The following is a 26,613-nucleotide window of genomic DNA, read 5'->3' as shown; positions in this document are numbered from 1 at the left end:
GGCCCATTCTGGCGAACGACGGCCGCCGGCGCCAGAGCCTGGACATGCCCCCACCGCCATTCGGCGCTTAACAAACGCCGCTCACGGTTCGCTGTGTGACGCGGCACACGCCGGGCGCGGCGCAGGCGTTAGTGTGTATTTCGGAACAGCTCTTTGCGGTACGACCGTGACCAGCCCATGCCCGACGCCGCGCACGCGGCACGGCCCTGCGGCGGAACGGACGCCCCGCGCAGCACGGATCGATGAATGATGAGGTTCACCATGTCCCAGCAGACACCCGGCATCGCAACGGCGCAGGCTCACCAGGGCGATGCCTTCGAAAACCTGTCCCACGAGAACCGCAAGTTCGCCCCCTCCCCCGAGTTCGCGGCCAACGCGGTGGTCACCGCCGCCGACTACGCCGAGGCCGACGCCGACCGGCCCGCCTTCTGGGCGAAACAGGCCCGGGAACTGCTCACCTGGAGCAAGGACTTCACGCAGACCCTGGACTGGTCCACGCCGCCCTTCGCCAAGTGGTTCGTCGGAGGCGAGATCAACGCCGCCTACAACGCGCTGGACCGCCACGTCGAGAACGGCCACGGCGACCGGGTCGCCATTTACTTCGAGGGCGAACCCGGCGATACCCGCACCTACACGTACGCGCAGCTCACCGAAGAGGTCAAGAAGGCCGCGAACGCCTTCGAGTCCCTCGGCGTCGCCAAGGGCGACCGTGTGGCCGTGTACCTGCCGATGATTCCCGAGGCCGTCATCACGCTGCTGGCCTGCGCCCGGATCGGCGCCATCCACTCGGTGGTCTTCGGCGGCTTCTCCGCTGAAGCCCTCCGTTCCCGGATTGACGACGCCGAGGCCAAGCTCGTCGTCACGGCCGACGGCACGTACCGCCGCGGCAAGCCAAGCTCGCTGAAGCACGCGGTTGATGAGGCGCTGTCCCACGAGGGCGACGGCACCGGGCACACCGTGCAGAACGTCGTCGTCGTCAAGCGCAACGGCCAGGACGTCGACTGGCATGAGGGCCGGGACCACTGGTGGGCCGACACCGTCGGGACCGCCTCCGCCGAGCACACCGCCGTCGGGCATGACTCCGAGCACCCGCTCTTCATCCTCTACACCTCCGGCACCACCGGCAAGCCCAAGGGCATCCTGCACACCACCGGCGGCTACCTCACCCAGGGCGCCTACACGCACAAGGCCGTCTTCGACCTGAAGCCGGAAACCGACGTGTACTGGTGCACGGCCGACGTCGGCTGGATCACCGGGCACTCGTACGTCGCCTACGCCCCGCTCATCAACGGCGCCACCCAGGTCATGTACGAAGGCACCCCGGACTCCCCGCACCAGGGCCGCTGGTGGGAGATTGTGGAGAAGTACAAGGTCTCCATCCTCTACACCGCCCCCACCGCCATCCGGACCTTCATGAAGTGGGGCAAGGAGATCCCGGCGAAGTCCGACCTCTCTTCGATCCGTGTCCTGGGTTCCGTGGGCGAACCCATCAACCCCGAAGCGTGGATGTGGTACCGCGAGGTCATCGGCGGCAACGCCGGGAAGAACGGCGAGCGGAAGGAAACGCCGGCCCCGATCGTGGACACCTGGTGGCAGACGGAGACCGGTGCGCAGATGATTGCGCCGCTGCCCGGGGTCACCGCCACGAAGCCCGGCTCCGCCCAGGTCCCGCTCCCGGGCATCGCCGTGGACGTCGTGGACGAACTCGGCGAGTCCGTGCCGAACGGCTCCGGCGGCTACCTCGTGATCCGCGAACCGTGGCCCGCCATGCTCCGCGGCATCTGGGGTGACCCGGAGCGCTTCAAGGACACCTACTGGTCCCGCTTCGAGGCCATGTACTTCGCCGGGGACGGCGCCAAGAAGGACGACGACGGCGACATCTGGCTGCTCGGCCGGGTCGATGACGTGATGAACATTTCCGGCCACCGGCTCTCCACCGCCGAAATCGAATCCGCCCTGGTGTCCCACCCCGCCGTCGCGGAAGCCGCCGTCGTGGGCGCCGCGGACGAGACCACCGGCCAGGCTGTCGTCGCGTTCGTGATCCTGCGCGGGGACGCCGTGGACACCGGGGACGCGATTGTGCAGGAACTCCGGAACCACGTCGGCAAGGAGATCGGGCCGATCGCGAAGCCCAGGACCATCCTCGTGGTGCCCGAACTGCCCAAGACGCGCTCGGGCAAGATCATGCGGCGCCTGCTCAAGGACGTGGCGGAAGGCCGTGAGGTGGGCGATGCCACCACCCTGGCCGACAACACCGTGATGGCGCAGATCGCGCAGTCGCTGCGGAAGTAGAAGGAGGCCGGCCGGGGACGGTTCGGCGGCGGCGCCACCCACCTTTGGTGGGTGGCGCCGTCGCCGGTTAACCCGGGCGTTGTTCAGGGGTGTTTATTCAGCGGCGTTCAGCCGCCGGCGCAGGCCTTGACGAGGACAGCTTCGAAGCTCGTTGCCGCGGGGGTGGTGAATTTCGCGTTGACGAGGGCGAGGGTATCGCCGAACAGGGCCGCCGTTGTGGGGACGTCGAAGTTCTCGCTGGTGATGACCCCCCTGACCTCACCGGAGCTGAGGCGCCCGTTCAGGTCCACCCGGCTGACCTGGTTGGAGAGGTTCTGGACGGCCCAGAGCGTGCCGTCCCGGACGACGATGCCGTCGACGTTCGTCAGGGCGACCGGAACCCCGGCGGAGTCTGTGACCTCGATTTTCTTGTTGAATCCGTCGGTCGGGTCGACGGCGTACAGGGCGCCGCGGCCCGTGTGGGCGACGATCAGCTTGTGGCCTTCGTCGGCGGCGGCTATTCCGTTGAGGTTGAACCCTTCGTCAACAGTGCCGGCGGGGGCCTCAAGCGACAGGGTCCGGACGTCGTCCGGCCGCCCGTCACGGTTGATCGGGACCCGGTAGAGCTCACCGGCCCGGGAGTTGGTGAACCACGCGCCGCCGCGGGTCAGGGTGACGTCGTTGATGAAGCTGGCACCGGCGGGCGCCAGTTCGTACACGGCCACGGTCTCCTTCGTGTCCAGATCGTATACATAGGCCTGGCCGGTGGCGCCGCCGGCCACGAAGAGAAGGTCGTTGTCCCTGTCGACCTTCATGCCGAGGGCGGCCCGGCCCTCCGGTGCTTTGATGAACAGTTTTGCCTTGCCGGTGTCGATGTCTCCCCGGAAGATGTTGCCGTTGAGCCGGTCGCCGGCGAAAAACGTGCTGCCCTCCCCTGCGGCGATCCCTTCAGCTCCGGTGGCGCCGGGGAGATGGAGCACCGGGGAGCGGCCGTCCCGGTCCGCCCCGGAGGCGGAGGCAAGGGGCGCCGGCACGAGAAACGCCGCCAGGGCAAGGATGCCCACGGCCAGCCGGCGGATGGATTTTCCTGTGTGAGTAGTGCGCATGATGTGCTCCGAGATCGGGCTTGCCGCGCGGGCTGACCAGTACGGGCGCTCCGCACGATGGTCCTTTCAGTCTAGGCAGGCGGGCCGGTGCGGGCCAGAGCGGCCTGCCTGTCCGGGCCCATCCCGGGGGGTGTCATTTGAGTGCCGATTCCCGCCGGGTGCGGCGGCCCGTAACGCAACGCGATACATTGGCAGGCATGAGCGAAGCCACCCCCGACGGCGCCGGCCGCGGCACCATCCTGGTCCTCAACGGACCCAACCTGAACCTGCTCGGCACCCGGGAACCGGAGAAGTACGGCACCGCCACCCTTGCCGACGTCGAACAGCTCGCCAAGGACGCGGGCGCGGCGCACGGCCTCGACGTCGAGTGTTTCCAGTCGAACCATGAGGGTGCCCTGGTGGACGCCATCCATGCCGCCCGCGGCAAGGCCGTCGGCATCGTCATCAACGCCGGCGCTTACACGCACACCTCGGTGGCGATCCGGGACGCCATCTCCGCGGTGCAGCTGCCAGCCGTCGAGGTCCACATCACGAATGTCCACGCCCGCGAGGAGTTCCGGCACCACTCGTACCTCTCGGACATCAGCAAGGCGGTCATTGCCGGCGCCGGGATTCTGGGGTACCGGTTCGCCGTCGAATACCTCGCCGGGCTGCAGGCCGGCCGGGACTGAGCATGTCCGCCGGCGAGCCCGCCCGCGGGGAATCGGGCACGGCCGAATCAGGCACGGCCGCGTGGTACCGGCACTTCGGCACCATCGACGCGCCGGGCAATTCGGAGTGCTACGCCGAATGGTCGGTGGGCATCGCGGACGACCCGGAACTGCTCCGGCGGATCGACGAGTGGCCGCACAACAAACGCCAGCCCCTGCTCATGCTCGCGGCCGCCCGCTTCCTCGGCGCGCGGATCAGCCCCTACCGGGACTTCCGTGCGTTCCTGGACTCACACTGGGCCGACGTCTCCCGGACGGTGCGCTCCCGCGCCACGCAGACCAATGAGACCGGGCGCTGCGCCACCCTGCTGCCTTCGCTGGCGCAGATCGCGGCGGCCGGCGGGCGCCCCCTCGCCCTGATCGAGGTGGGGGCCTCGGCCGGGCTCAACCTGTTTCCGGACCGCTACGGCTACGAGTACGACGCCGGAGCCCGGGCCACCCGGCTGGCCCCGGCCGGCAGCGTTCCCGGCAGCTACCCCGTCCTGGGCTGCGCCGTCACCGGCCCGGTCCCGCTCCCGGCGGAACTCCCGCGGGTCATGTGGCGTGCAGGGATCGACCTCAACCCGCTCGACGTCCGGAACCCCGACGACGTTGCCTGGCTGGAGGCCCTGATCTGGCCGGAGCAGGACTTCCGCCGCGAGAGGCTGCGCCGGGCGGTCGCGGTCGCCCAGGCTGAACCGCCGCTGCTAGTCGCCGGAGACCTCAACGACCGGCTCCTGTCCCTCGTGGCACAGGCGCCGCCGGGCGCCACCCTGGTGGTCTTCCACAGCGCGGTCATGGCCTACCTCGACGCGGAGGCCCGGGACCGGTTCCGCGCCACCATGGCGCGGCTCGCCGTCGAACGCGGCTGCCACTGGCTCTCCAACGAGGGGCACATGGTGGTCCTCCAGGCGGATGGCTCCAGCGTGGTCCCGGAAATGGATGACGAACGGCTCCGCGGGCGGTTCCTGCTGCTTCACAACGGCAACCCGGTGGCGATCACCGGCCCGCACGGCCAGAGCCTGGAGTGGCTGTAGCAGGTTCCGTCCCGGCGCCGGTCCCCGGTTACTTCTGGATGCACTGGCCCGGGGAAACGGCGCTGCCGAGGCCCGGGGCCTGGGCCGCGACCGGCTCCAGATCCGTCATGGTGATGGCATAGCCGAGCGAGGACCCGCCCGTGGCCTTGGCGAAAACCACTCCGGCCACCTGGCCGTCGTTGGTCAGCAGCGGGCCCCCGGAATTGCCCGGCTGGACGTCGCCGGCGATCCGGTAAACGTCCGCCGGCGAGGGGTTGTTGCCGTAGATGTCGGGGACCAGCACCGTCGCAATGTCCTGCACCGTGGCGGGCTTGGACTGGAACGGGCCTCCGTGGGGATACCCGGCAAACGCCGCCGGGCTCCCGGCCGGCAGGTCGGAGCTGAGCGGCAGCGGGGCCGTGCGGAGGCCGTCGACGGCCACGACCGCGAGATCGTGCTGGGTGTCGAAGTACACCACCCGACCGGGCAGGGCGCCGCCGCCGGGGATCTCCACCACCGGTTCCGGCACGCCGGCAACCACGTGGGCATTCGTGACCACCCGGCCGGGGGAAACCACGAAACCGCTTCCGGTCTGGCTTTGCCCGCACTGATACGCGGTGCCGGCGATCTTCAAGACCGATGCCGCTGCCCTGTTCAGCGCCGGGGTGTCGGTGCTGGTGTCCGGGATGGCCACCGGCTGGCCCTGCCCGATGCCCTCGAACAGCGTCGGGATGCCCTCACCGATCACGGCGGAGCGCAGCTGTGCCATCGAGGTCTTCAGGGGCACGGGGGTCACGCCGTCGATGAAGCGGATCACTTTGGACTCGGCAAGCGGCTGGGAGACGAAGGGAACACCGAGCGCGCCGATACTGAAGGCCAGCATCGACATCACCAGGGCCGACACCACCACGTTGACGCCGCCTCCGGCCAACCGGTCCATGGACCGCAGCGGGCTGATCTTGACGACGCTGCGGATTCTGCGCCCGATCGCGGTGCCCAGCCCGTGCCCGAGGACCATCAGCAGCACGGCGGTGGCGATGATCGCCGTGAGGCGCCACCCGCTGTCCTCCACCAGTTTGCTGACAATGGGGACGGACACAAACGCGGCCACGGCGCCCGCGGCGAACCCGGCGATGCCGCCGGCGGTCACCAGGAAGCCGTTGCGCAAGCCATGGAACAGGTAGGACAGCAGCGTCACGATCAACACGACGTCCAAGATGGTCAAGCCGAACACCAATGCTCCTTATAGGCAGGAAAACCCCAATTCTACCGGCGCAGGCTGACAGTTTGCCGAGGGCGTCCGGAGGGCCTGTGACGGCACAGATGCGCCTTGGCCACGACGTTTGGCGCGTTTCGGTGCCAAGTACGTCACAGACCGGCCAAAATTCTGAAACAATGGCTGAAGCGCCCCAGCCGACACAGTAAGTCAGGAGATTTCATGGATATCGAGGTATTGCGCCGCGCACCCCTTTTCGCCACGCTCGACGACGAGGCGTTCCGTCTGCTGACGGACGAACTCACCGAGGTGGACCTCTCACGCGGAGCCTCGGTTTTCCGGGAAGGCGACCAGGGTGACCAGCTCTACTTCATCGTCTCCGGCAAAGTGAAGCTCGGCCGCACCTCCCCCGACGGCCGCGAGTCCCTGCTCGCCATCCTCGGCCCGGGAGAGCTGTTCGGCGAAATGGCACTGTTCGACCCCAGCCCGCGCACGGCCACGGCCACGGCCGTCTCCGAGACCCGGCTGGCCGGGCTTAAGAACGAGAGCCTGAACGCCCTGCTGCGCACCCGCCCGGAGGTCTCCGCCCAGCTGCTGCAGGCCCTGGCACGCCGCCTGCGCCGCACCAACGATTCGCTCTCCGACCTGGTCTTCTCGGATGTACCGGGCCGTGTGGCCAAGGCGCTGCTGGACCTGGCGGACCGCTTCGGCCGTCCCGCAACCGACGGTGTCCTGGTGGCCCACGAGCTCACCCAGGAAGAACTGGCCCAGCTGGTCGGCGCTTCCCGCGAGACGGTCAACAAGGCCCTCGCCGAATTCGTGCAGCGCGGCTGGCTGCGCCTGGAGGCCCGCGCCGTCGTCATCCTCGACATGCAGCGCCTCCGCCAGCGTTCCCGCTAAGCCTGGCGGGCATTGCGCCTGCAGCACACCGAAGGCCGGCCCGTGAATACACGGAGCCGGCCTTCGGCGTTGCTCAGGACTCCGGTTCGTAGCCGATGAGCCAGTGAAGTCCATGACGGTCGATGACCTGGCCGTCGGAGGCGCCCCAGGGCTTCATGGCCAGAGGGTCGACCACCCGGCCGCCCGCGGCGAGTTTGTCGAACCACTCGTGGAGGACGGCAGGTTCCGCGGTCCCCAGCAGTGAGAGCCTGAGGCCCTCGAACCGGACACTCTGCTCGCCTGCGGCCGCATCCGATCCCGCCAAACCCACAGTTCCGCTCAGCTGGCCGTGGGCGATGGCATCCGGCGGGCCGTCAGTGCGGCTGAACTCCTCATAGGTGAACAAGGCAAGCTCTCCGCCGAAGACGTCCGCGTAGAAGCCAAGGGCTTCACGGGCCGTGCCGGGGAAGGTGACATAGATCTGCGGCGCTGTCATGGGCACAGCATACCGACACCCAATCAGCGTTCGCGCTGGGGCTCTCCGGCGACGGTCTTGGCCGCCTCGACCTCGAGCATAAGCCGGCCGTCTTCCTCGACGAGCTTCGGCTGGTAGACGTGGGCCTTGCGCTTGTAGCTGAGGTAGGCGATGCAGCCGTTGGCCGCAGCCATCTTCTCGAGCATGATTTCCGAGCCGGGAACCAGGAGCTGGCCGAGTGTGAGCCCGGCGGTGTTCTCCTGGGCCACCTCATCGCCGAGCTCAGAGGTGTTGCGGCCGTCGACAACCTTCCGGGCGCACACCCAGCGGCCCCACACGCCTTTGCTGGCCAGCAGCGACGGCTGCTGGTTCATCGGAACGGTGGCCGCGAAGTAGCGGGTGTTGAAGCGGCGGTGCGCGAAGTCCGGGCTGAGCCAGTTGACCAGAGGTTTGAGCAGGTCCGTCCGCACCGAGAGACCGCGCTTGGCGAGCACCTCGGTGAAGGACTTCTCCTGCTCCGCCACGGCCACGCGGGCCCTCATCCACTCGGCCGTGGAGGTCGCCTCGACGGTGGTGGACAGGTCCGGCCCGGCCAGGAGGATGCCGGTTTCCTCGAACAGCTCACGGATGGCGCCCACCACATGGCGGCGCGCCAGCCCGACGTCGGCCGTTCCCATCTGCTCGGCCCAATGCTGCGGCGAGGGGCCCAGCCAGCCCACGGCGTCGTCGTCGGATGCCTCCAGGGACCCGCCCGGGAAGGCGAGCACACCCAGCGGCGAGGAGCCGGGCCGGTACCCCAGCCAGGTCTCCAGGCCGGTGGGCGAATCGCGGAGCAGCACCACGGAGGACGCGAAGCGGGGCGCGCGGGGCGTCCTTTCGCCGTGTTCGAGCCAGCTGCGGGCCGCCCCCTCCAGATCCGGGGGGAGGGCAAACAGTCGTCGGGCTAACTGAGGCAAGAAACTGACCGGCCCTCTAGGCGAATTCGGCGATCAGTTCGACTTCAACGGGTGAGTCGAGCGGAAGGACAGCGACCCCGACGGCGGACCGTGCGTGCTGGCCGGCGTCGCCGAGGACCTTGCCGAGCAGTTCGGACGCGCCGTTGATCACGCCGGGCTGGCCGGTGAAGGACGGGTCGGAGGCGACGAACCCCACAACCTTGACGATCCGGGTGATGCGGTCGAGGTCCCCGATGACGCTCTTTACGGCAGCCAGGGCGTTGACGGCGCAGACGGCGGCGTACCGCTGGGCTGCTTCCGGTGAGACCGTGACCTCGGCAGAGGCGCCTTCGGTTCCGGAGGACACCTTGCCGGTCGCTTCGAGCTTGCCGTCGATGAACGGCAACTGGCCCGAGGTGTAGACATGGTTGCCGGAGATCACAGCCGGGACATAGGCAGCAACCGGGGCGGCAACCTCGGGCAGGGTCAGTCCGAGCTCGGCGAGGCGCTGCTCGACGGCGGACGACGCGCCGGTACCGGCGGTGCTGCGGGCCTCAGTTTCGGGAGCCCCGGGGGCGCCCGGGGCGGCGGATGCGGGGGTGTTCATGGCTACTGCTTCTCCCGCTTCAGGTAGGCCACCAGGCCGTTTCCGTCGGGTCCGGGGACAACCTGGACAAGCTCCCAGCCGTCGTCACCCCACTGGTCCAAAATCTGCTTTGTGGCGTGAATAATGAGCGGAATCGTGGCGTACTCCCATTTGGTCATGATCTAAAGCCTAGTCCTTGCCGGTAAAGTGGAAAACATGGCGACTGGTAAGAACCCTTTATTTGACACGGCCACCACCCTCGGAAAGATCCTTCTTTTCCTGGGCGTGAGCGCCATTTGTGGCGTCCTGGTGGCGGGACTGCTGGTCCCCGCGGCAGCCGTTACCGGCAGCTCGGCCAGCGGATCGATCAAATTTTTCGACACCCTCCCGGCCGAACTGCAGGTGGACCCGCCGAGCCAGTCGACGACGGTCCTGGCCTCCGACGGCAGTGTGATCGCCAGCCTCTACGCGGAAAACCGCACCAAAGTCTCCCTCGACCAGATGTCGCCCTACGTCAAGGACGCTGTCATCGCCATTGAGGACAGCCGCTTCTACGAGCACGGCGGCGTGGACACCACCGGCATCATGCGCGCGCTGGTCAGCACGGCCCGCGGCAATAAGCAGGGCGCGTCCACCATCACGCAGCAGTACGTGAACAACGTCATCAACTCCTCCCTCGAGGCCGAGGGCAAGAGCGACCAGGTCCTCCTCAACGGTGTGAACAAGGGCGTGGGCGACAAACTCCGGGAAATGAAGCTCGCCATCGCCCTGGAGAAGAAGTTCACCAAGGAAGAGATCCTCGAGGGCTACCTGAACATCGTCTTCTTCAACCGTGACGCCTACGGCATCGAAGCCGCCTCCAAGTTCTTCTTCAGCACCACCGCCAAGGACTTGACCCTGCCGCAGGCCGCGCTGCTGGCCGGCCTGGTCAACAGCCCGTCCTTCTACGACCCGATCACCAACCCCGAGAACGCCAAGATCCGGCGCGACCTGGTGCTCCAGTCCATGCTGACCCAGAACAAGATCAAGCAGCCCGAGTACGACGCCGCCGTGGCCACTCCGGTGGAAACGAAGGTCACGCCGGCCCGTCAGGGCTGTGCCTATTCGGCGTCGGCCCCGTATTTCTGCGACTACGTGCTGCACCTGCTGCTGAACAACCCGGCCTACGGCGCCGACTACGACGCCCGGGTGCGCAAGGTCTTCCGTGGCGGCCTGACCATCAAGACCACCCTGGACCCGAACGCCCAGGCCGTGGCCCAGGCGCAGGTTGAAGCCTCCGCCGGGGCGAACCCGGACAAGTGGGGCGCCTCGCTGGTCTCCGTGCAGCCGGGCTCGGGCAAGATCGTCTCCATGGCCCAGAACACCCAGTTCCTGGAGGCCGAGGGGAAGTTCAAAAACGAATTCAACTTCAATGTGGACAAGAAGGACGCGAAGGGCAACGACCTCGGCGGGCTGGGCGGTTTCCAGCCCGGTTCCACGATGAAGCCATTCACGTTTGCGGAGTGGCTCAACGAGGGCAAGTCCATGAACACCGTCCTCAATGGTGCGGTGCGCAAGTACCCGCTGAACTTCCGGTGGAAGAACACCTGCCCCTCCCCCGTGGACGGTGCCTACAACACGGCTGAAGAAGGCCTGGGCGCGGCGCCTGACCTGCAGAACGCCGAAGAGAACTGGTACCGCCCCCTGTCCGTCCTCGAGGGCCTCTACAACTCGATCAACACCATCACCTTTGCCTCCGCGGCGCAGGTGGACCTCTGCGGCATCCAGAAGATTGTCGACGCCGTGGGAATCCACGCCGGCCAGACGAACGAGCCCGTTCCCATGACACGGCTGTCGAACCTGATCGGCGCCACCCAGACCTCGCCGTTGACCATGGCCAGCGCGTTCGCGACCTTCGCTAACGACGGCAAGTACTGCGAGGCGATCGCCATCGAATCGGTCACGGATGCCACCGGCGCCCCGCTGCCGGCCCAGGCGACCAGCTGCCGCGATGCGATCAAACCGGAAGTTGCCCGCGGCGTGACCTATGCGCTGCAGGAAGTCCTTAACCGCGGTTCCGGTTCCTTGATCCAGCCGCGGATCTCCACCCGGACCAGCTTCCCGATCGCTGCCAAGACCGGCACCAACGACACCAACAACTCCACCTGGGTGGTCGGCTTCACCAGCGGCCTGGCGACGGCGTCCTTTTTCGGCGACGCGCTCGAGGGCCAGACCCGCTACGGACGCAACCTGACGCTGAACGGCAAGTTCTACAAGGCGATCGACGGTTACATGATCGCGGGACCGCAGTTCTCGAACTACATGGCCCAGGTGGCGCCGGCGTTCGGCACCAACCCGTTCCCGGCCCCGCCGTCGAACCTGCTGACCGGCCCGGCTCCCGCGCCCAAACCGTCGACACAGGCGACGCCGGCACCGTCCAGCGCGCCGAGCGAGCCCGCACCAAGCGAGCCGGCGCCGCCTTCAGACCAGCCAGGCAACGGCGGCCAGCCCGCCCCACCCAACAAGCCGTGACCGGGCAGAACCCGCTGGCAAGCCGCGTCCGAAGCATCGGGCGCGGCTTCGCCGTAACCGCTGCCGCCGGCGCCGTGACAGGTGCCGCCATGACCGGGTACGGGCTGTGGGAGAAGAACCAGTTCGTCCTGCGCGAAGAGACCCTGCCGATCCTCCCTGCCGGCTTTGGGCCGATCCGGGTGCTGCACCTGAGCGACATCCACTTCGTGCCCGGCCAGCACCGGAAGGCCGAGTGGCTGTCCTCGCTGGCGGAACTGCGGCCGGACCTGGTGGTGAACACCGGTGACAACCTCAGCCATGCCAAGGCGGTACAGCCCCTGCTGGAGTCGCTCCGCCCGCTGATGGAGTTCCCCGGAGTCTTCGTTCCAGGCTCGAACGACTACTTCGCGCCGCGGATGAAGAATCCGGCGTCGTATTTCCTGGGCCCGTCCTCGAAGCCCAAGGCCCCGGCCAAGCTGGACTGGGCGCGTCTCCGTTCCGGTTTTGGCATGGGCGGCTGGGTGGACTTGACCAACCGCTGCCAGTCGCTGGTGATTAAGGGCCTGCGCGTTGACTTTTCGGGCGTCGACGATCCGCATCTGGGCCTGGAGCGGTACGCCGGCTGGCCCCGCGGCACCAAGGGCCAGGACAGCAAACCGCACCTCCGCGTCGCCGTGATCCACGCCCCCTACCAGCGCGTCCTGGACCGTTTCACCGAGGACGGCGCCGAGCTGCTCTTGGCCGGGCACACCCACGGCGGCCAGATCTGCGTCCCGGGTTTCGGGGCACTCGTCGCCAACTGCGACCTTCCGACATGGCGGGCCAAGGGCCTGCACGACTGGGAAAGCAAGGGACTCACGACGCCGGTCAATGTCTCCGGCGGCATCGGCACTTCGCGTTTCGCCCCGGTCCGGATCGCATGCAAGCCCGAGGCAGCGCTGCTCACACTCACCGAGCGTTCCTGAGCCCTCCCGTTTCCCCGCTTCCACGGGACATGCCATCCCCTGCGCGCCACCGCTGGACATAGTGGGCCTATGTCCACTCCCCGCGGCCACGACTGGGCATGTCCCCCAGTGGCGGCGCGCCGCGACGCCATTGCGGAATGTAATTACTGGGCGAGATCCTGATGCTGTGGATATATATGTGAACCGGGTCACCCGATGGCCTAGGGTAGTTGCTACAGGAAACTACATCCAGTTGCGTTAGATATTTCGCAGTTGCGTTTAAAGAAGCAGGCATGGCCAAGCAGACCTCATTTTTCTCCTCCATCAGCCGTCTCTATCCGCACGTCAAGCCGATCATTCCGCGGCTGGTCATGGGCCTGCTCTGCGCACTGCTCGCCAGCGTGGTGGCCCTGGCCATCCCCCAGGTGCTGCGCGTGCTGGTGAACCAGTCCCTCCAGCCCGGCGGCAGCACCGACGCGGTCTGGGCCGCCTCCCTCGTCATCCTGGGCCTGGGCGTTGCCGAAGCAGGACTCGTGGCCCTGCGCCGGCAGTTCGTGATCAACCCCGCCACCACGGTCGAGACCCGGATGCGTGTGTCCCTGTACGGCCACCTGCAGGACCTGACGGTCTCCTTCCACGACCGCTGGGGCTCCGGGCAGCTGCTCTCCCGGGCCATGACCGACCTGAATTTCCTGCGCCGCTGGATGGCCTTCGGCGCCATCATGCTGGTTGTCACCACGCTGACCGTCGTGATCGGCGTCGCCGTCATGTTCTCGATGAGCTGGCAGCTGGCACTGATCTTCCTCGCCGCCGCGGTGCCGATCATGATCTACGGCTTCCGCTTCCGCACCCGGTTCAGCAAGGTGGCCCGCCGCAGCCAGGACCAAGCCGGCGACCTCGCCACCACGGTCGAGGAATCTGTCCACGGGATCCGCGTCCTCAAAGCGTTCGGCCGCAGCCGCGAGGCACTGGAGAACTTCAACGAACAGGCCGAGGAACTCCGGCAGACTGAGATCGCCAAGGCCAAGCACCTCGCCTCCTTCAGCCTGGTGGTCACCCTCCTGCCCGAGCTGGCCCTCGGTGCCGGCCTCGTCGTCGGCATCATGCTGGCCTCCACCGGCGAGCTGAGTATCGGCGCCCTCGTAGCTTTCTTCGCCACCGCCGCCGTGATCGCCACCCCGGTGGAATTCTGCGGCATGCTGCTGGCCATGGCGCTCACCGCCAAGACCGCGGTCGACCGGCATTTCGAGGTGATGGACTCGGTGAACACCATAACCAGCCCGGACCAGCCGCGCCGCCCCGCCGAGCTGAAAGGCGCCCTGAGCTTCAACAACGCCACCTTCGCCTACGAGGATGCCCCGGACAAGCCGATCCTCAAAGACATCAGCCTCGACATCAAGCCCGGTGAAACCATGGCCCTGGTGGGAATCACGGGCAGCGGCAAGAGTGCACTGCTCCAGTTGGTCCCCCGGCTGCACGAGGTCACCGACGGTTCCATCACCATCGACGGGGTGGACCTGCGGGAGTTCAGCGTCGAGGAGCTCCGCACGGTGGTCGCCGTCGCGTTTGAAGACACCACCCTGTTCTCCAGCTCCGTCCGCGACAACGTCCTGCTCGGCGCACCGGCCGGCCTTCCGGCCGAGCGCCGGGAAGAAGCCCTCGAGGAGGCGCTCGACGTCGCCCAGGCCCACTTCGCGTACTCCCTCCCCGAGGGCATCGACACGCTGATCGGCGAGGAAGGCCTCAGCCTGTCCGGCGGCCAGCGGCAGCGCATCGCCCTGGCCCGCGCCATCGCCGCCCGGCCCAGGGTCCTGGTTTTGGACGACCCGTTGTCCGCCCTCGACGTCCACACCGAGGAACTGGTCGAGACCAGGCTGCGGGAAGTGCTGACCGACACCACGACGCTGATCGTGGCCCACCGGCCGTCCACGGTCGCGCTGGCGGACCGGGTGGCGCTGCTGGAGGACGGACGCATCACGGCCGTCGGCACCCACACCGAACTGCTCGCCGGGAACCGCCACTACCGCTACGTGATCGCCAGCCTCGACCCTGAACCGCGGGACCTGGACTCCGAGATGCTGGATTCCGAATTGTCAGATCTCAATGCCGAGGAGATTTCCCGATGAGCAGCGCCACCTTCGGCACCGCGAACGAGGACAACGCGCACCTGTCCAAAGGCGAAAGCAAGACCGTCCGGCGCCGCTCCCTGGCCCTGCTGGGCTCACTGATCCGCCCGGTCCGCAAGCGGTTCTGGCTGACCATTGCCGCCGTCGTGCTGTCCCAGGCGGCTCGGGTCGCCGGGCCCGCGCTGATCGCCTTCGGCATCGACCGGGCACTTCCGGCCCTGACCGCCGGCGACAGCCTCCCCCTGCTGCTCACCGGCGCCGCCTACCTCGCCGCCGCCGTCGCGACGGCCTGCCTCACCGCCCTGTACGTGACCTCGACGGCGCGGCTGAGCCAGGCGATGCTCCTGGACCTGCGGGTACGGGTCTTCCGGCACACCCAGCGGCTCAGCCTGGAATTCCACGAAAAGTACACCTCGGGGCGCATCATCGCGCGGCAGACCTCGGACCTGGAGGCGCTCCGCGAACTCCTGGACTCAGGGATCAGCTCGCTGGCCTCCGGGATGCTGTTTATGGTCTTCACCGCCATCACCGTGTTCGCCCTCGACTGGCGCAGCGGGCTCCTGGTCCTCGCCGCCGGCGTGCCGATGTACTTCCTGGCCCGCTGGTACCAGAAGCACTCCCAGATCGCGTTCCGCGAGTCCCGCGTTGTCTCGGCCCAGCTGATCGTGCACTTCGTCGAAACCATGACCGGCATCCGCGCGGTCAAGGCTTTCCGCAAGGAACGCGAAAACGCCGAGCACTACGCCGGGCTCTCCGAGGACTACCGCAAAGTCACGGTCCGCTCCATCAACCTCAACGGCGTCTTCCAGCCCGGCCTGGTGCTGATCGGGAACGTCTGCGTCGCCGTCGTCCTGCTGTTTGGCGGCTTCCGCGTGCTCAGCGGCGAACTGGCCGTCGGTGTGCTGCTGGCCCTGATCCTGTCCACCAAACGTTTCTTCCAGCCGGTGGACCAGATGGCCATGTTCTACAACTCGTTCCAGAGCGCCCAGGCAGCGCTGGAAAAGGTCTCCGGGCTGCTCGAGGAGGTCCCCACCGTCCGGCCGCCCAAGAACCCGGTGGCCATGCGCGACGCCAAGGGAGCCATCGACTTCACGGGCGTCGAGTTCCGCTACGGCGACGGGCCGGTCATCATCCCGGCCATGGACCTGCACATCCCTGCCGGCCAGACGGTGGCGCTTGTGGGCCAGACCGGCGCCGGCAAATCCACCCTCGCGAAGCTGATCGCCCGCTTCTACGACGTCTCCGCCGGCTCCCTCACGCTCGACGGCGTGGACCTGCGGGAGCTTGCGACGGCGGACCTGCGGCGGAACGTCGTTATGGTCACCCAGGAGGCCTTCCTGTTCAGCGGTTCCGTCGCGGACAACATCGCCCTCGGCCGGCCCGAAGCCTCCCGCGAGGAGATCGAGGACGCCGCCAGGGCCGTGGGCGCGCACGATTTCATCACGGAACTGCCGGACGGCTATGACACCGACGTCAACAAGCGCGGCGGACGGGTCTCCGCTGGGCAGCGTCAGCTCATCAGCTTCGCCCGGGCCTTCCTGGCCCGGCCCGCCGTCCTGATTCTGGACGAGGCCACGTCGTCGCTGGACATCCCGTCCGAGCGGCTGGTGCAGACAGGCCTGGCCGGGCTGCTGCAGGGCATCGACGCCGACAGCGGCCGCACAGCCCTCATCATCGCGCACCGCCTGTCGACGGTGGAAACCGCCGACAGGGTCCTTGTTGTCCATGACGGGCGCGTGGTCGAGGACGGCACCCCGGAACAGCTGATCGGCGGCGGCGGCCGCTTCGCGCAGCTGCACGGCGCCTGGAAGGACTCGCTGGTCTGACAACCAGGGGCTGGGCGCGCCCTGAGGCGTTCCGTGCGGCTTCTGTTGCAGGAAGACGGCGGCCCGATTTCACATCCGGAGCCCCATCCGATACTCTTGTGAAGTTGCTTTTGAAGCAACGGATCGGGATGTGGCGCAGCTTGGTAGCGCGCGTCGTTCGGGACGACGAGGTCGCAGGTTCAAATCCTGTCATCCCGACCAATCAAAAGAGGGCCTTCCATTGGGAAGGCCCTCTTTTTGTTTCCAGCCGGCCGGCGATGCAGGCGCCCCGCCGCAGTCGACCGGGGTTCCGGGGTTCCGGGGTTCCGGGGTTCCGGGGTTCCGGGGCAAAAAATAACTCCGGGACATGGTTCGCGCATGTCCCGGAGCTATCAAAGAGCCAATGCTTACATCGGGTCCGGCCAGTTGCCGATGTTGGTGGAGAAAGTCATCGGGTCCGGCCAGTTGCCGATGGCCGAGAGGCTTCCCTGGCTGGAGCTCATGGGGTCGGGCCAATTGCCGATGGACAGTGTGGTGCCCATGGGGTCCGGCCAGTTACCGATGGCACTTACGGACAGGACTGCGGGAGCCGCTGCGGAGAAGGCCAGCGCCCCTGCCAAGGCGACGGAAGCTGCAATCTTCTTGAACATGTGGGTTCCTCAATACGAGTCGGAAACGCGATTCGGATACATTACAAAGCGAGCACTAGCCCTTGTTGACATACATTGTAAAATGGCTTGCACAGAGACTGTCAAGCATTTAGTACAAAGACTGTCCGGAATTAGGAGGAACCCGTGGGGAACGGATTCGGGGAGAAACTCCGAGCGGAACGGCTCGAACGCGGCCTGACGCAAGCGGAATTGGGACGGGACTTGTACTCGCCCAGCTACATCTCCCTGCTGGAGACCGGACGCCGCGAACCGACCGCCGATGTCATTGAGGAACTGGCCCGGCGGCTCGAACTGGCGCCCAAAGCGCTGGAAGCGTGGAGCCAGCCGGTGTCCGTCAGCGACGCCGAATACGTGCTGGCCGGCCTGTACGCGCGCCAGGCCTGGGACCTGCGGGACTACGCCCTGGCGGCAACCCACGCCGCGTCGGCGGCCCAGATCGCCCTTGAAGCCAAGAACACCAGCGCCTGGTGGAACATGAGCTACATGCAGGCCGAGTGCCTGATGAAGCAGGGCCAGCTGAAGGAATGCCAGGACCTGGTCCAGCGGCTGCTGGACCACCCGATGGCCGCCGAGTCGGCGGGCCTGGGCGTCCGGGCACGGCAGATGCTCGCGGCCGTGTGCCACGGCCAGGGGCAGCTGACGGTCGCCGTCGGGCATGCGCAGGAGGCGGTGCGGCTTTGCGCCGAACTGCCCAAGGGCTCCACTCTGATCATTGGTGCGCTGCGCGCCCTGATCGGCGCACTGGCCGAAAGCGGCCGGCTGGATGAGGCCTGGGAATACTGCCAGGCCATGAACGAGCAGATGGATGACCATTCCATGACCCAGCTGGCCGGCGAGGTCGCCTGGGTGATCGGCAACGTGGCCTTCATGCGCCACGACTACCCGGAGGGCATCAAGTACCACGAGCGGGCGGCGCAGCTGCTCTCCCCCGCGAACGACATCGACCTCTGGGCCCGGTTCAACAAAGCCTCGGCCGCCGTCCGGCTGTCCTCAGGGATCGTGGAGCCGGAGACGCTCACCTCGATCGAGCGGGCAGAGCTGGCGCTCTCGATCGTTGGCGGCAACAAGACTGACCAGCTCGAGGTGGCGTTCATCCGCGCCCGCTGGCTCTACCTGACCGGCGATATTGTGGCGGCCGTCCAGAAGCTGCGGGAGATCCACGCCGAAAAGGACGCCCTCGCCAAGCACGTCGCCGGCGAGGTGGCCCTCCTGCTGGGCAAGGCGCTCAAGGCCGCCGGTGAATCCGACGAGGCCCTTGTCTATCTCGAGGAAGCCCAGAAGGAATTCAGTGCAGCGGGCGCCTCGGACCGGGTCCAGCAGGCGATGGACGCCGTGCTGGAGATCCGGCTGGCGCAGCGGCGCGCGCAGGCCGCCACTTCGCCCGGAGCCGGGGCGGCCCGCTCCGCGACCGCTTAGGCGAACGTCCGGCCGGTGAGCTTCTCGAAAGCCTCGACGTAGCGGCTGCGGGTACGGGCGACGACGTCGGCCGGCAGGGCCGGCGGCGCCACGTCCGAGGACTTGTCCCAGCCGGACTCGGCCGAGGTCAGCCAGTCGCGGACGTACTGCTTGTCATAGGAGGGCTGGGCCTTGCCCGACTCATATGTGGCGGCATCCCAGAACCGTGAGGAATCCGGGGTGAGCACCTCGTCGCCGAGCGTGATGACGCCGGTGGCGGCGTCGAAACCGAATTCCACCTTGGTGTCGGCGAGGATGATGCCGCGGCCGCGGGCGATCTCCTCGGCCTTGGTGTAGATCTCCAGCGTGAGTTCGCGCAGCCGGGCGGCGATGTCCTCCCCCACGGTGACGACGACGGCCTCGTAGGTGATGTTTTCGTCATGCTCGCCCACCTCGGCCTTCGCGGAGGGGGTGAAGATCGCTTCCTCGAGCCGGGACCCGTCCACCAGGCCTTCCGGCAGGGGGATGCTGCACACGGTGCCGGACTCCCGGTACTCGAGGAGGCCGGAGCCGGTGAGGTAGCCGCGGGCGATGCATTCGACCGGGAACATGTCCAGTTTTTTGCAGATCATTGCCCGGCCTTCGACGGCGGCGGGCACGCCGGCGTCGACCGTGGACGCGAGCACGTGGTGTTCGACGCCGAGCTGTTCGAACCACCACAGGCTCAGCTGGGTCAGGATGCGGCCTTTGTCCGGGATCTCGCTGGCGAGCACGTGGTCGTAGGCGCTGATGCGGTCACTGGCGACCACCAGGACGCATTCCTGGCCGATGCGCTCCGTGATGGACTCGTCCACCGGGACGTAGAGGTCGCGGACCTTGCCGGAGTAGATGTGCTTCCAGCCGGGAAGGTCCAGCGTCTCGGTGTCCAGGCCTCCGGCGGGCATGGCGGATTCAGTCGCATTCATTCTCAGGCCTTCGCTTTCGTGGCGGCGGCGCCGGGCGACTGCACTTTGATCTCGCCGCGGGCCGCCTTTCCGCCGATGTCGGTGCGGAACTGGCTGCCGTCCAGCTGGACGAGTTCGACGCCGTCGTACGCCCGTTCGCGGGCCTCGACGAGGTCCGTGCCGAGCGCGACGACGGCGAGGACCCGGCCGCCGGCGGAGACCACTTTGCCTTCGTCGTCGAGCCGCGTGCCGGCGTGGATCACGTGGACGCCTTCGATCGACTCCACTTTCTTGAGCCCGCGGATGCGGTCGCCGGTGCGCGGGGCATCCGGGTAGTTTTCGGCGGCGACGACGACGGCGACGGCGGTTTCCTTGGACCAGCGCAGCGGCTGGACCTTGTCCAGCCCGCCCTTGGCGGCTGCCATGAGCAGCCCGCCGAGCGGGGTCTTGAGGCGGGCGAGGACGGCCTGGGTTTCCGGGTCGCCGAAGCGGACGTTGAACTCGATTACCCGGGTGCCGCGGGACGTCAGGGCGAGGCCTACGAAGAGCACACCGACGAACGGGGTGCCGCGGTGGGCCATCTGGTTGACCGTGGGCTGGGCGACGCGGTCCAGGACCTCCTGGACGAGGCCTTCGGGGGCCCATTCCAGCGGGGTGTAGGCGCCCATGCCGCCGGTGTTGGGGCCCTCGTCGTTGTCGAAGATCCGCTTGAAGTCCTGGGCCGGGGAGAGCGCCACCGTGTTGCTGCCGTCGCAGAGGACGAAGACGGAGACCTCGGGGCCGTCGAGGAACTCCTCGATGACCACGGTTCCGCCGGCGTCGAAGCAGGTCTGGGCGTGGGCGAGGGCCTCGGCCCGGTTGTTGGTGACGACGACGCCCTTGCCTGCGGCGAGCCCGTCGTCCTTAACGACGTAGGGGGCGCCAAAGGTGTCGAGCGCGTCGGCGGCTTCCTCGGCGGTGCCGGCGACCCGGGCCATCGCCGTGGGGACCCCGGCCTCGGCCATGACTTCCTTGGCGAACGCTTTGGAGGCCTCAAGCTGGGCCGCGGCCTTGCTGGGGCCGAACACCGGGATGCCGGCGGCTCGGACGGCGTCGGACACGCCGGCGGCAAGCGGCGCCTCGGGGCCGACCACCACGAGGTCGACGGTGAGCCTGGTGGCCAGGGCAGCGACGGCGTCCGGATCGTTCGCGTCGATGGCGTGTGTGGGGACCAGTTTGCTGATGCCGGCGTTGCCCGGGGCCGCATGGACCTCGGACACGTTCGGGTCTGCAAGCAAGGATCGGACAATGGCGTGTTCGCGGCCGCCGGGGCCGATGACAAGTACCTTCACAGTTCCCAAGGGTACTTTGTGGACCCAGCAGGCTCCTAAGCTGTGACCACCGCCGGACATGCCCAGTCCCGGCCGCGCCCACTGGACACAATGCCCGTAAGTCCGTCCCTGCGCCCGAAGGGAGGGCATGTCCCTCGATGGTGGCCCCGCCCGCCGGGCCATCCTCGGAGCTGTCAGCTACGAAGACCTGTTATGGACAAGCCCAGCACGCAGACGCCCGCCACGGAAGAATCCAGCGCGGAAGAACTCAGCATCGAGGAGCGCGCCCGGAAGCGGCCCGGCAAGCGCCCGGCCGCCAGGTGGCTGTCCGGACCCACCGCCCTTGCCGCGCTGGCGGGGGTGGCCGCCGCCGCCGTCGTGCTGTCCGTGGCGGAACTGGTTGGAGCATTTTTCACGGCGCGGGCGACGCCGGTGATCGCCCTGGGCTCGACCTTCATCGACTTCACGCCGCCGTGGATGAAGGACTTCGCGATCGCCACTTTCGGCACAAACGACAAGCTCGCCCTGTTCGTCGGCATGGGGGTGACCATCCTGCTGCTCGCGTGCGTCCTGGGCATCGTGGCGTACCGCAAGTGGGCCCTCGGCGTCGCAGGCGTGCTGCTGATGGGTGCCGTGATCGTCGCGAGCGTGGTGACCCGGGCCAGTGTGAAGCCGCTGAACGCGATTCCCACGCTGATCGGCACCGTGGCCGGACTCATTGCGCTCCGCTTCCTGATCACGCGGCTGTGGCGGATGCAGGAGTGGCCGGAAATGGACGCGGACCTGGCAGCCAAGGACCCGGAACGTCCCGCAACGAGCCGCCGCGCTTTCTTCGCCGCGACCGGAATCACCGCCGCAGCCTCAGCCATCGCCGCGACCGGCGGTCGCATGCTCAGCTCGGCCCGCAGCAACATCGCCCAGGCCCGCGAATCCCTCCAGCTCCCGGCACCGGCCAAGGCGGCCCCCGCCGTGCCCGCTGGGGTGCAGTCCAAGGCGCCGGGGGTTACGCCGTGGCTGACGCCCAACAACGACTTCTACCGCATTGACACGGCCCTGAGCGTGCCCGAAGTCAACGTCCAGGACTGGGAGCTGCGCATCCACGGCCTCGTGGAACAGGAAGTCCGGCTCAGCTTCCAGGACCTGCTCGACGCGGACCTGATCGAGTCCCACGTCTCGCTGACGTGCGTGTCCAACCCGGTCGGCGGTAACCTGGCCGGCAACGCCAAATGGCTGGGCATGCCCATCCGTGACGTGCTCAAGATGGCCCGGCCCAAGGAGGGCGCGGACATGGTGCTCTCCACCTCGATCGACGGCTTCAGCGCCTCGACACCGCTCGAGGTCCTGCAGGACGACCGTGACGCCATGCTGGCAATCGGCATGAACGGTGAGGCGCTGCCGCTGGAACACGGCTATCCGGTGCGCATGGTGGTCCCGGGCCTGTACGGCTTCGTCTCCGCCACCAAGTGGGTGGTGGACCTGGAAGTCACCCGTTTCGCGGACAGCAAGGCCTACTGGACGCAGCGCGGCTGGTCCGAGCGCGGCCCCATCAAGACCATGGCCCGGGTGGAAGTCCCGAAGTCCTTCGCCAGGGTCCCGGCCGGGCGGGTCGCGATCGGCGGCACCGCCTGGGCCCAGACGCGCGGCATCACCAAGGTTGAGGTGCAGATCGACAACGGGCCCTGGACCGAAGCCACGCTTTCCGACGAGGCCTCACTCATCACCTGGCGCCAGTGGTCCTTCGACTGGGACGCCACCCCGGGCCCGCATTACATCAAGGCCCGCGCCACCGACGGAACCGGCGAGGTCCAGACGGACAAGCGGGCGGATCCGGTGCCCGACGGCGCCTCGGGCTGGCAGTCGCTGATGGTGACCGTGGAATAACGGGGTATCACTGCCGGGCACCATAGACTTGCTGTATGCCCTTGAATTCGCATGCCACCTTCACCGTCGAGTCCGCCGTCGAACTGGCCGTCGTTGAACGCAGCGGCTTTGTGGAGTCCCGGCACATCGGCTCCGCCGTCCTTATCGCCGGGGACGGCACCGTCGTCACCGAACTGGGCGACATCACCACCCCGATCTACGCCCGGTCCACGCTGAAGCCGTTGCAGGCCCTCGCCTCCATGCAGGCCGGCGTCCCCCTGCGCGGCGCGCAGGCAGCGATCGCCTGCGGCAGCCACGTCGGCTCGCTGGACCACATGGACGTCGTCGAGGGCATGCTCAAGGCCGCGGGCGTCAAGGAAGAGCAGCTCCTGTGCCCGGCCGCCTGGCCCGAGGATGAGACGGCCCGCAACTGGCTGGTCCGCTCCGACCGGGGCATGTCCAAGCTCGCCTTCAACTGCTCCGGGAAGCACGCCGCGTTCCTCTGGGCCTGCACCGAGAACGGCTGGGACACCCACAGCTACCTCGAGCCCAACCACCCGCTGCAGCAGCGCATCCGCTCCGTGATCGAGGAGTACTGTGGCGAAAACATCGCCCACCTCGGCATTGACGGCTGCGGCGCCCCCGTAGCTGCGGTCTCCCTGACCGGGCTGGCCCGTGCCTTCTCCAAACTCGCCAAGGCCCCCGGGGACAAGAACTCCAACGCCCGCGCCGCCACGATCGCCACCTCGATGCTGGACTACCCATGGGCGGTGCAGGGCAAGGGCGAATGCAACACCATCGTCATGGACGAGCTCGGCGTCCTCGCGAAGATCGGCGCCGAGGGCGTGCTGGTGATGGCCACGCCCACCGGCGCCTCGGTTGCCATCAAAGTCCTTGACGGCAACATCCGGGCCACCACGCTCGTCGGCCTGACCCTGCTGGCGGCTGCCGGCGCCGTCGACGTCCCGGAAGTGGCCAGCGTCCTGGACAAAGTTGTTGCCCCCGTGCTCGGCGGCGGCCGGCCGGTGGGCAAGATCCGGCTCGGCCACGCCGTCTCGGCGCTGCTCGACTGACGCGGCGGCCGACGGCGGCGTTCCCCGGCTGAGGGGACGGCCGGCGGCGGCGCTGCTCGGCTGAGGGGACGGCCGGCGGCGGCGCCGGCCGCATAACGTGGCAGGACCTCCGGGCGCGCTGCCCTGACGCGTTTTGCGGACCGATTTTGCTGGACGGGGCCCTCCGGATCGGGCAGTCTTGGTGGTTCCGGACGTTCGCTCCGGTTGCACGCCCGGACCCTGGTACCGAACGGAGCAGCATGGTGACTTCCGGCCAGCCCCCGGCGCCGCGGGTCCTGCCGATCCTGGCCGCCGGCCTGACGCTGCTGGTTCTCGGCGCCGTCCCTTCCGCCGGTTCCCCGTCCGCGCTGCCCGCCGCCCCGGCAGCCGGGCAGCTCCCCGCCCATGCGTCTTCCACGCCGGCGGCTGAGGGAAATGAAACGCCCGACGCCGGCGCGCCGGCCGCCACGCCGCCATCCACGGCACCTCCACCCGAGTCACCCGCGGCATCCAGCCCCGCCGCCGGGACGGTGACCGTCTCCACCGCCGCCGAACTCAGCGCAGCCCTCGCTGCGGCTCTCCCGGGCCAGACCATCCGGCTCAACGACGGCGCCTACACCGGAAAGTTCGTGGCCGCAGCGTCCGGCACGGACGCGGCTCCCATTACCCTGACCGGTTCCCGCGCTGCCGTCCTCAGCTCCGGGTCACTGAAATCCGGTTACGGGCTGCACGTCACCGGCAGCTACTGGCAGGTCTCGGGCCTGTCCGTCGCGCAGTCCGCGAAGGGAATTGTCCTGGACGGATCCGCCCACACCGTCCTGGACAACGTCGACGTCGGCAGTATCGGCAGCGAGGCAGTGCACTTCCGTGCCAGCAGCACGGACTGCACCATCCGGGACTCGGAGATCCACGACACGGGCCTGGTCAAGCCTGGCTTTGGCGAAGGCATCTACGTGGGCAGCGCCAAGAGCAACTGGGAGGCCGTGATGGGGTCCGCCACGACCCCTGACCGTTCGGACCGGATCCTGATCAGCAACAACCGCGTCTCCCGGACGGCTGCCGAAGGGATCGACATCAAGGAGGGCACCACTGGCGGCAAGATCACCGGAAACAGCTTTTCCGGGGCGGGGTTCTCCGGCGCCAACTCCGCCGATTCCTGGGTGGACGTCAAGGGCAACGGCTACAACGTGACCGGAAATTCCGGGTCAGCCACCAAGCTCGACGCCCTGCAGGTGCACACCGTCCTGGACGGATGGGGCCGCGACAACGCCTTTTCGGGCAACACCGTGCAGGGCGGAGTGCCGGGCTACGAGGTCTGGATCCAGTCCGCGGACCTGGGCAACACCGTCCGGTGCCAGCCGAGCGCTGCGGGCCGCGGACTCACCAACATCCCGTGCACGCCCTGACGGGGGCCGCCAGGGCAATCCCGCAGCTCAGGCTGGCGTGCCGGTGGCGCCGTCGCGGGCGTCTTCGAGCAGAATGACAGTCCTCGGCTGGTAGGGCCGGCCCAGGGCGCGGTACTCCCAGCCCTTCGCGGTGTAGTCGCTGGCATCGAGGGCATGCCGGCCATCAACGATGAGCCGCCGGCGGACAAACCCCGCAAGGTAGTCCGGGTCAGCGCGGCGGAATTCTTCCCATTCGGTGAGCAGCGCCACCACATCAGCCTGGGCCACCGCCTCCTCCATCGACGCGACGTAGTTGAGGTCCGGGTAGAGCCGGTGGGCATTGGCGTTGGCCTGGGGGTCGTAGACGGTCACCGCGGCACCCTCCAGGTACAGGAGCCGGGCGACGTCGAGTGCCGGGGCGTCGCGCACGTCGTCGGAATTCGGTTTGAAGGCCGCGCCGAGGGCCGCCACCCGCACGCCCGCGAGGGTCCCGCCGGCGAGTTCCCGGATCAGGTCCACCGTGCGGACGCGCCGCCGGTTGTTGATCGAATCGACCTCGCCCAGGAAGCTGACGGCCTGGCCCACACCCAGTTCCTCGGCGCGGTGCCGGAAGGCCCGGATGTCCTTGGGCAGGCAGCCGCCGCCGAATCCCAGTCCGGGCTTGAGGAACCGCCGGCCGATCCGGTCGTCAAGGCTCAGCGCCTGGGCCAGCAGGCTGACGTCGGCACCGGTGGCTTCGCAGACCTCGGCCATGGCATTGATGAAGGAGATCTTCGTGGCAAGGAAGGAATTGGCGGCCACCTTGACCAGTTCCGCGGTGGACAGGTCGGCCACGATCAATGGAGTGCCGGTACTGAGGATCGGGGCGAACACCGCGCGGAGCTGCACCTCCGCCCACGCGGACTCCACCCCGAAGACGAGGCGGTCCGGGAAGAGGGTGTCCTGCACCGCGAATCCCTCGCGGAGGAATTCCGGGTTCCAGGCCAGCTCCAGTTCGGGCCCGATCGGCGAGATGTCCTTGACCATCCCGCTCAGGCGGGCCGCCGTTCCGATCGGAACGGTGGACTTGCCGACGAGCAGGGCCTTGCGGGAAATGCGCGCGGCCAGGGAACTGAAGGCCTCCTCGACGTAGCTCAGGTCCGCGGCCCCCGATCCGGCGGCCTGCGGCGTGCCGACGCAGAGGAAGTGGACGTCGCCGAACTGTGCAACCTCGTCGAAATCGGTGGTGAAGTGCAGGCGGCCCGAGGCGAGGGCCTCGTCAAGTTTCTCGGGCAGGCCGGGTTCGAAAAACGGGACGCAGCCGGCGCAGAGCATGTCGATCTTGTTCCGGTCAACGTCGGCGCCGAGCACCTCGTAGCCCATGATCGCCATGCAGATGGCGTGTGTGGCGCCGAGGTACCCGGTGCCGGTGACGGTGACCCTGGGATTGGGCACAGCGGAGGACGGAGGGTTGCGCAT

22 protein-coding genes and 1 tRNA gene are annotated in these 26,613 nt (G+C 68.1%); 13 read left to right on the top strand and 10 right to left on the bottom strand.

The features are described 5' to 3' along the window. The first annotated feature begins 261 nt into the window (after positions 1-261). Complete coding sequence (gene acs, locus AC1DC5_RS00210; RefSeq protein ID WP_441406442.1) at positions 262-2,292, top strand: acetate--CoA ligase; 2,031 nt, start codon at positions 262-264, stop codon at positions 2,290-2,292. Positions 2,293-2,399: 107 nt separating this feature from the next. On the opposite strand, the gene AC1DC5_RS00205 is transcribed toward acs, so the two are convergent. After that, positions 2,400-3,377 carry an SMP-30/gluconolactonase/LRE family protein gene (locus tag AC1DC5_RS00205; RefSeq protein WP_441406443.1) on the bottom strand — a complete coding sequence of 326 codons (978 nt, stop codon included), beginning with the start codon at positions 3,375-3,377 and terminating at the stop codon, positions 2,400-2,402. A 197-nt stretch (positions 3,378-3,574) separates the two neighbouring features. Between AC1DC5_RS00205 and aroQ the strand changes: the two genes are divergently transcribed. Both aroQ and AC1DC5_RS00195 read left to right on the top strand, forming a co-directional pair. Beyond that, positions 3,575-4,048, top strand: a complete 474-nt coding sequence (aroQ, locus tag AC1DC5_RS00200) for a type II 3-dehydroquinate dehydratase (protein WP_441406444.1) — start codon at positions 3,575-3,577, stop codon at positions 4,046-4,048. 2 nt (positions 4,049-4,050) lie between these two features. Then, a complete protein-coding gene (locus tag AC1DC5_RS00195) occupies positions 4,051-5,103 on the top strand; it encodes a DUF2332 domain-containing protein (RefSeq protein ID WP_441406445.1) in 1,053 nt (350 codons plus the stop codon). 28 nt (positions 5,104-5,131) lie between these two features. Here AC1DC5_RS00195 and AC1DC5_RS00190 read toward each other — a convergent pair whose 3' ends face one another. Continuing rightward, a complete protein-coding gene (locus AC1DC5_RS00190; protein ID WP_441406446.1) occupies positions 5,132-6,316 on the bottom strand; it encodes a MarP family serine protease in 1,185 nt (394 codons plus the stop codon). A 204-nt stretch (positions 6,317-6,520) separates the two neighbouring features. Between AC1DC5_RS00190 and AC1DC5_RS00185 the strand changes: the two genes are divergently transcribed. Beyond that, the gene (locus tag AC1DC5_RS00185) at positions 6,521-7,198 is read left to right on the top strand and encodes a Crp/Fnr family transcriptional regulator (protein ID WP_011693220.1); all 678 of its coding nucleotides are present in this window, start codon (positions 6,521-6,523) and stop codon (positions 7,196-7,198) included. Between the two features lie 73 nt (positions 7,199-7,271). Here the strand turns inward: AC1DC5_RS00185 and AC1DC5_RS00180 are convergent, their stop codons facing one another. Genes AC1DC5_RS00180 through AC1DC5_RS00165 form a run of 4 tightly spaced genes read right to left on the bottom strand, consistent with a single transcriptional unit; the run spans position 7,272 to position 9,352 of the window. After that, positions 7,272-7,673 carry a VOC family protein gene (locus tag AC1DC5_RS00180; protein WP_476863805.1) on the bottom strand — a complete coding sequence of 134 codons (402 nt, stop codon included), beginning with the start codon at positions 7,671-7,673 and terminating at the stop codon, positions 7,272-7,274. A gap of 23 nt (positions 7,674-7,696) precedes the next feature. Next, a complete protein-coding gene (locus tag AC1DC5_RS00175) occupies positions 7,697-8,608 on the bottom strand; it encodes an NUDIX hydrolase (RefSeq protein ID WP_441406448.1) in 912 nt (303 codons plus the stop codon). A gap of 16 nt (positions 8,609-8,624) precedes the next feature. Next, positions 8,625-9,194 carry a RidA family protein gene (locus tag AC1DC5_RS00170; protein ID WP_441406449.1) on the bottom strand — a complete coding sequence of 190 codons (570 nt, stop codon included), beginning with the start codon at positions 9,192-9,194 and terminating at the stop codon, positions 8,625-8,627. Between the two features lie 2 nt (positions 9,195-9,196). Further along, the gene (locus AC1DC5_RS00165) at positions 9,197-9,352 is read right to left on the bottom strand and encodes a DUF4177 domain-containing protein (protein ID WP_003797879.1); all 156 of its coding nucleotides are present in this window, start codon (positions 9,350-9,352) and stop codon (positions 9,197-9,199) included. Positions 9,353-9,389: 37 nt separating this feature from the next. Between AC1DC5_RS00165 and AC1DC5_RS00160 the strand changes: the two genes are divergently transcribed. The 5 genes from AC1DC5_RS00160 (at position 9,390) to AC1DC5_RS00140 (ending at position 16,760) form a co-directional block, all read left to right on the top strand. Then, positions 9,390-11,684, top strand: coding sequence for a transglycosylase domain-containing protein (locus tag AC1DC5_RS00160; RefSeq protein WP_441406450.1), 2,295 nt, complete (start codon positions 9,390-9,392; stop codon positions 11,682-11,684). Next, positions 11,681-12,628 (top strand): metallophosphoesterase, encoded by a 948-nt coding sequence (locus tag AC1DC5_RS00155; RefSeq protein WP_441406451.1) that lies wholly within the window; start codon positions 11,681-11,683, stop codon positions 12,626-12,628. Before AC1DC5_RS00160 ends, AC1DC5_RS00155 begins: the two co-directional genes overlap by 4 nt. Before the next feature lie 272 nt (positions 12,629-12,900). Beyond that, entirely contained in the window at positions 12,901-14,733 is a 1,833-nt protein-coding gene (locus tag AC1DC5_RS00150) for an ABC transporter ATP-binding protein (protein ID WP_476863804.1), read from the top strand. After that, entirely contained in the window at positions 14,730-16,559 is a 1,830-nt protein-coding gene (locus tag AC1DC5_RS00145; RefSeq protein WP_476863803.1) for an ABC transporter ATP-binding protein, read from the top strand. Before AC1DC5_RS00150 ends, AC1DC5_RS00145 begins: the two co-directional genes overlap by 4 nt. Before the next feature lie 124 nt (positions 16,560-16,683). Beyond that, positions 16,684-16,760 (top strand) — tRNA-Pro (locus tag AC1DC5_RS00140). Between the two features lie 185 nt (positions 16,761-16,945). Here the strand turns inward: AC1DC5_RS00140 and AC1DC5_RS00135 are convergent. Continuing rightward, positions 16,946-17,188, bottom strand: coding sequence for a hypothetical protein (locus tag AC1DC5_RS00135; protein ID WP_346927190.1), 243 nt, complete (start codon positions 17,186-17,188; stop codon positions 16,946-16,948). A 144-nt stretch (positions 17,189-17,332) separates the two neighbouring features. On the opposite strand from AC1DC5_RS00135, the gene AC1DC5_RS00130 reads away from it, so the two are divergent. Continuing rightward, positions 17,333-18,625: a helix-turn-helix domain-containing protein gene (locus tag AC1DC5_RS00130; protein ID WP_441406454.1), complete on the top strand. Its 1,293-nt coding sequence runs from the start codon at positions 17,333-17,335 to the stop codon at positions 18,623-18,625. Here AC1DC5_RS00130 and AC1DC5_RS00125 read toward each other — a convergent pair. After that, complete coding sequence (locus tag AC1DC5_RS00125) at positions 18,622-19,569, bottom strand: phosphoribosylaminoimidazolesuccinocarboxamide synthase (RefSeq protein ID WP_476863802.1); 948 nt, start codon at positions 19,567-19,569, stop codon at positions 18,622-18,624. The two genes, AC1DC5_RS00130 and AC1DC5_RS00125, sit on opposite strands and share 4 nt — an antisense overlap. Positions 19,570-19,571: 2 nt before the next feature. Further along, positions 19,572-20,879 (bottom strand): phosphoribosylamine--glycine ligase, encoded by a 1,308-nt coding sequence (gene purD, locus AC1DC5_RS00120; RefSeq protein WP_476863801.1) that lies wholly within the window; start codon positions 20,877-20,879, stop codon positions 19,572-19,574. Positions 20,880-21,071: 192 nt separating this feature from the next. On the opposite strand from purD, the gene AC1DC5_RS00115 reads away from it, so the two are divergent. From AC1DC5_RS00115 to AC1DC5_RS00105, 3 genes are all read left to right on the top strand, one after another. Next, positions 21,072-22,739 (top strand): molybdopterin-dependent oxidoreductase, encoded by a 1,668-nt coding sequence (locus AC1DC5_RS00115; RefSeq protein WP_476863800.1) that lies wholly within the window; start codon positions 21,072-21,074, stop codon positions 22,737-22,739. A 35-nt stretch (positions 22,740-22,774) separates the two neighbouring features. Beyond that, positions 22,775-23,791 carry an asparaginase gene (locus AC1DC5_RS00110; RefSeq protein WP_441406458.1) on the top strand — a complete coding sequence of 339 codons (1,017 nt, stop codon included), beginning with the start codon at positions 22,775-22,777 and terminating at the stop codon, positions 23,789-23,791. A gap of 239 nt (positions 23,792-24,030) precedes the next feature. After that, positions 24,031-25,176: a right-handed parallel beta-helix repeat-containing protein gene (locus AC1DC5_RS00105; protein WP_476863799.1), complete on the top strand. Its 1,146-nt coding sequence runs from the start codon at positions 24,031-24,033 to the stop codon at positions 25,174-25,176. 27 nt (positions 25,177-25,203) lie between these two features. Here the strand turns inward: AC1DC5_RS00105 and AC1DC5_RS00100 are convergent, their stop codons facing one another. After that, on the bottom strand, positions 25,204-26,613 hold the full coding sequence (locus AC1DC5_RS00100; RefSeq protein WP_476863798.1) for a UDP-glucose dehydrogenase family protein: 1,410 nt from the start codon (positions 26,611-26,613) through the stop codon (positions 25,204-25,206).

Source organism: Arthrobacter sp. 10L424 (genome assembly GCF_056395325.1).
Note: the sequence above shows the minus strand (reverse complement) of the source record. Positions and strands in the feature narration are given on the sequence as shown.

Coding starts and splice junctions, on each gene's coding strand:
- aroQ (WP_441406444.1), top strand. CDS start 3,575: ATGAGCGAAGCCACCCCCGACGGCGCCGGCCGCGGCACCATCCTGGTC.
- AC1DC5_RS00185 (WP_011693220.1), top strand. CDS start 6,521: ATGGATATCGAGGTATTGCGCCGCGCACCCCTTTTCGCCACGCTCGAC.
- acs (WP_441406442.1), top strand. CDS start 262: ATGTCCCAGCAGACACCCGGCATCGCAACGGCGCAGGCTCACCAGGGC.
- AC1DC5_RS00205 (WP_441406443.1), bottom strand. CDS start 3,377: ATGCGCACTACTCACACAGGAAAATCCATCCGCCGGCTGGCCGTGGGC.
- AC1DC5_RS00125 (WP_476863802.1), bottom strand. CDS start 19,569: ATGAATGCGACTGAATCCGCCATGCCCGCCGGAGGCCTGGACACCGAG.
- AC1DC5_RS00170 (WP_441406449.1), bottom strand. CDS start 9,194: ATGAACACCCCCGCATCCGCCGCCCCGGGCGCCCCCGGGGCTCCCGAA.
- AC1DC5_RS00165 (WP_003797879.1), bottom strand. CDS start 9,352: ATGACCAAATGGGAGTACGCCACGATTCCGCTCATTATTCACGCCACA.
- AC1DC5_RS00195 (WP_441406445.1), top strand. CDS start 4,051: ATGTCCGCCGGCGAGCCCGCCCGCGGGGAATCGGGCACGGCCGAATCA.
- AC1DC5_RS00110 (WP_441406458.1), top strand. CDS start 22,775: ATGCCCTTGAATTCGCATGCCACCTTCACCGTCGAGTCCGCCGTCGAA.
- AC1DC5_RS00105 (WP_476863799.1), top strand. CDS start 24,031: ATGGTGACTTCCGGCCAGCCCCCGGCGCCGCGGGTCCTGCCGATCCTG.
- AC1DC5_RS00180 (WP_476863805.1), bottom strand. CDS start 7,673: ATGACAGCGCCGCAGATCTATGTCACCTTCCCCGGCACGGCCCGTGAA.
- AC1DC5_RS00150 (WP_476863804.1), top strand. CDS start 12,901: ATGGCCAAGCAGACCTCATTTTTCTCCTCCATCAGCCGTCTCTATCCG.
- AC1DC5_RS00160 (WP_441406450.1), top strand. CDS start 9,390: ATGGCGACTGGTAAGAACCCTTTATTTGACACGGCCACCACCCTCGGA.
- AC1DC5_RS00115 (WP_476863800.1), top strand. CDS start 21,072: ATGGACAAGCCCAGCACGCAGACGCCCGCCACGGAAGAATCCAGCGCG.
- AC1DC5_RS00135 (WP_346927190.1), bottom strand. CDS start 17,188: ATGTTCAAGAAGATTGCAGCTTCCGTCGCCTTGGCAGGGGCGCTGGCC.
- AC1DC5_RS00100 (WP_476863798.1), bottom strand. CDS start 26,613: ATGCGCAACCCTCCGTCCTCCGCTGTGCCCAATCCCAGGGTCACCGTC.
- AC1DC5_RS00145 (WP_476863803.1), top strand. CDS start 14,730: ATGAGCAGCGCCACCTTCGGCACCGCGAACGAGGACAACGCGCACCTG.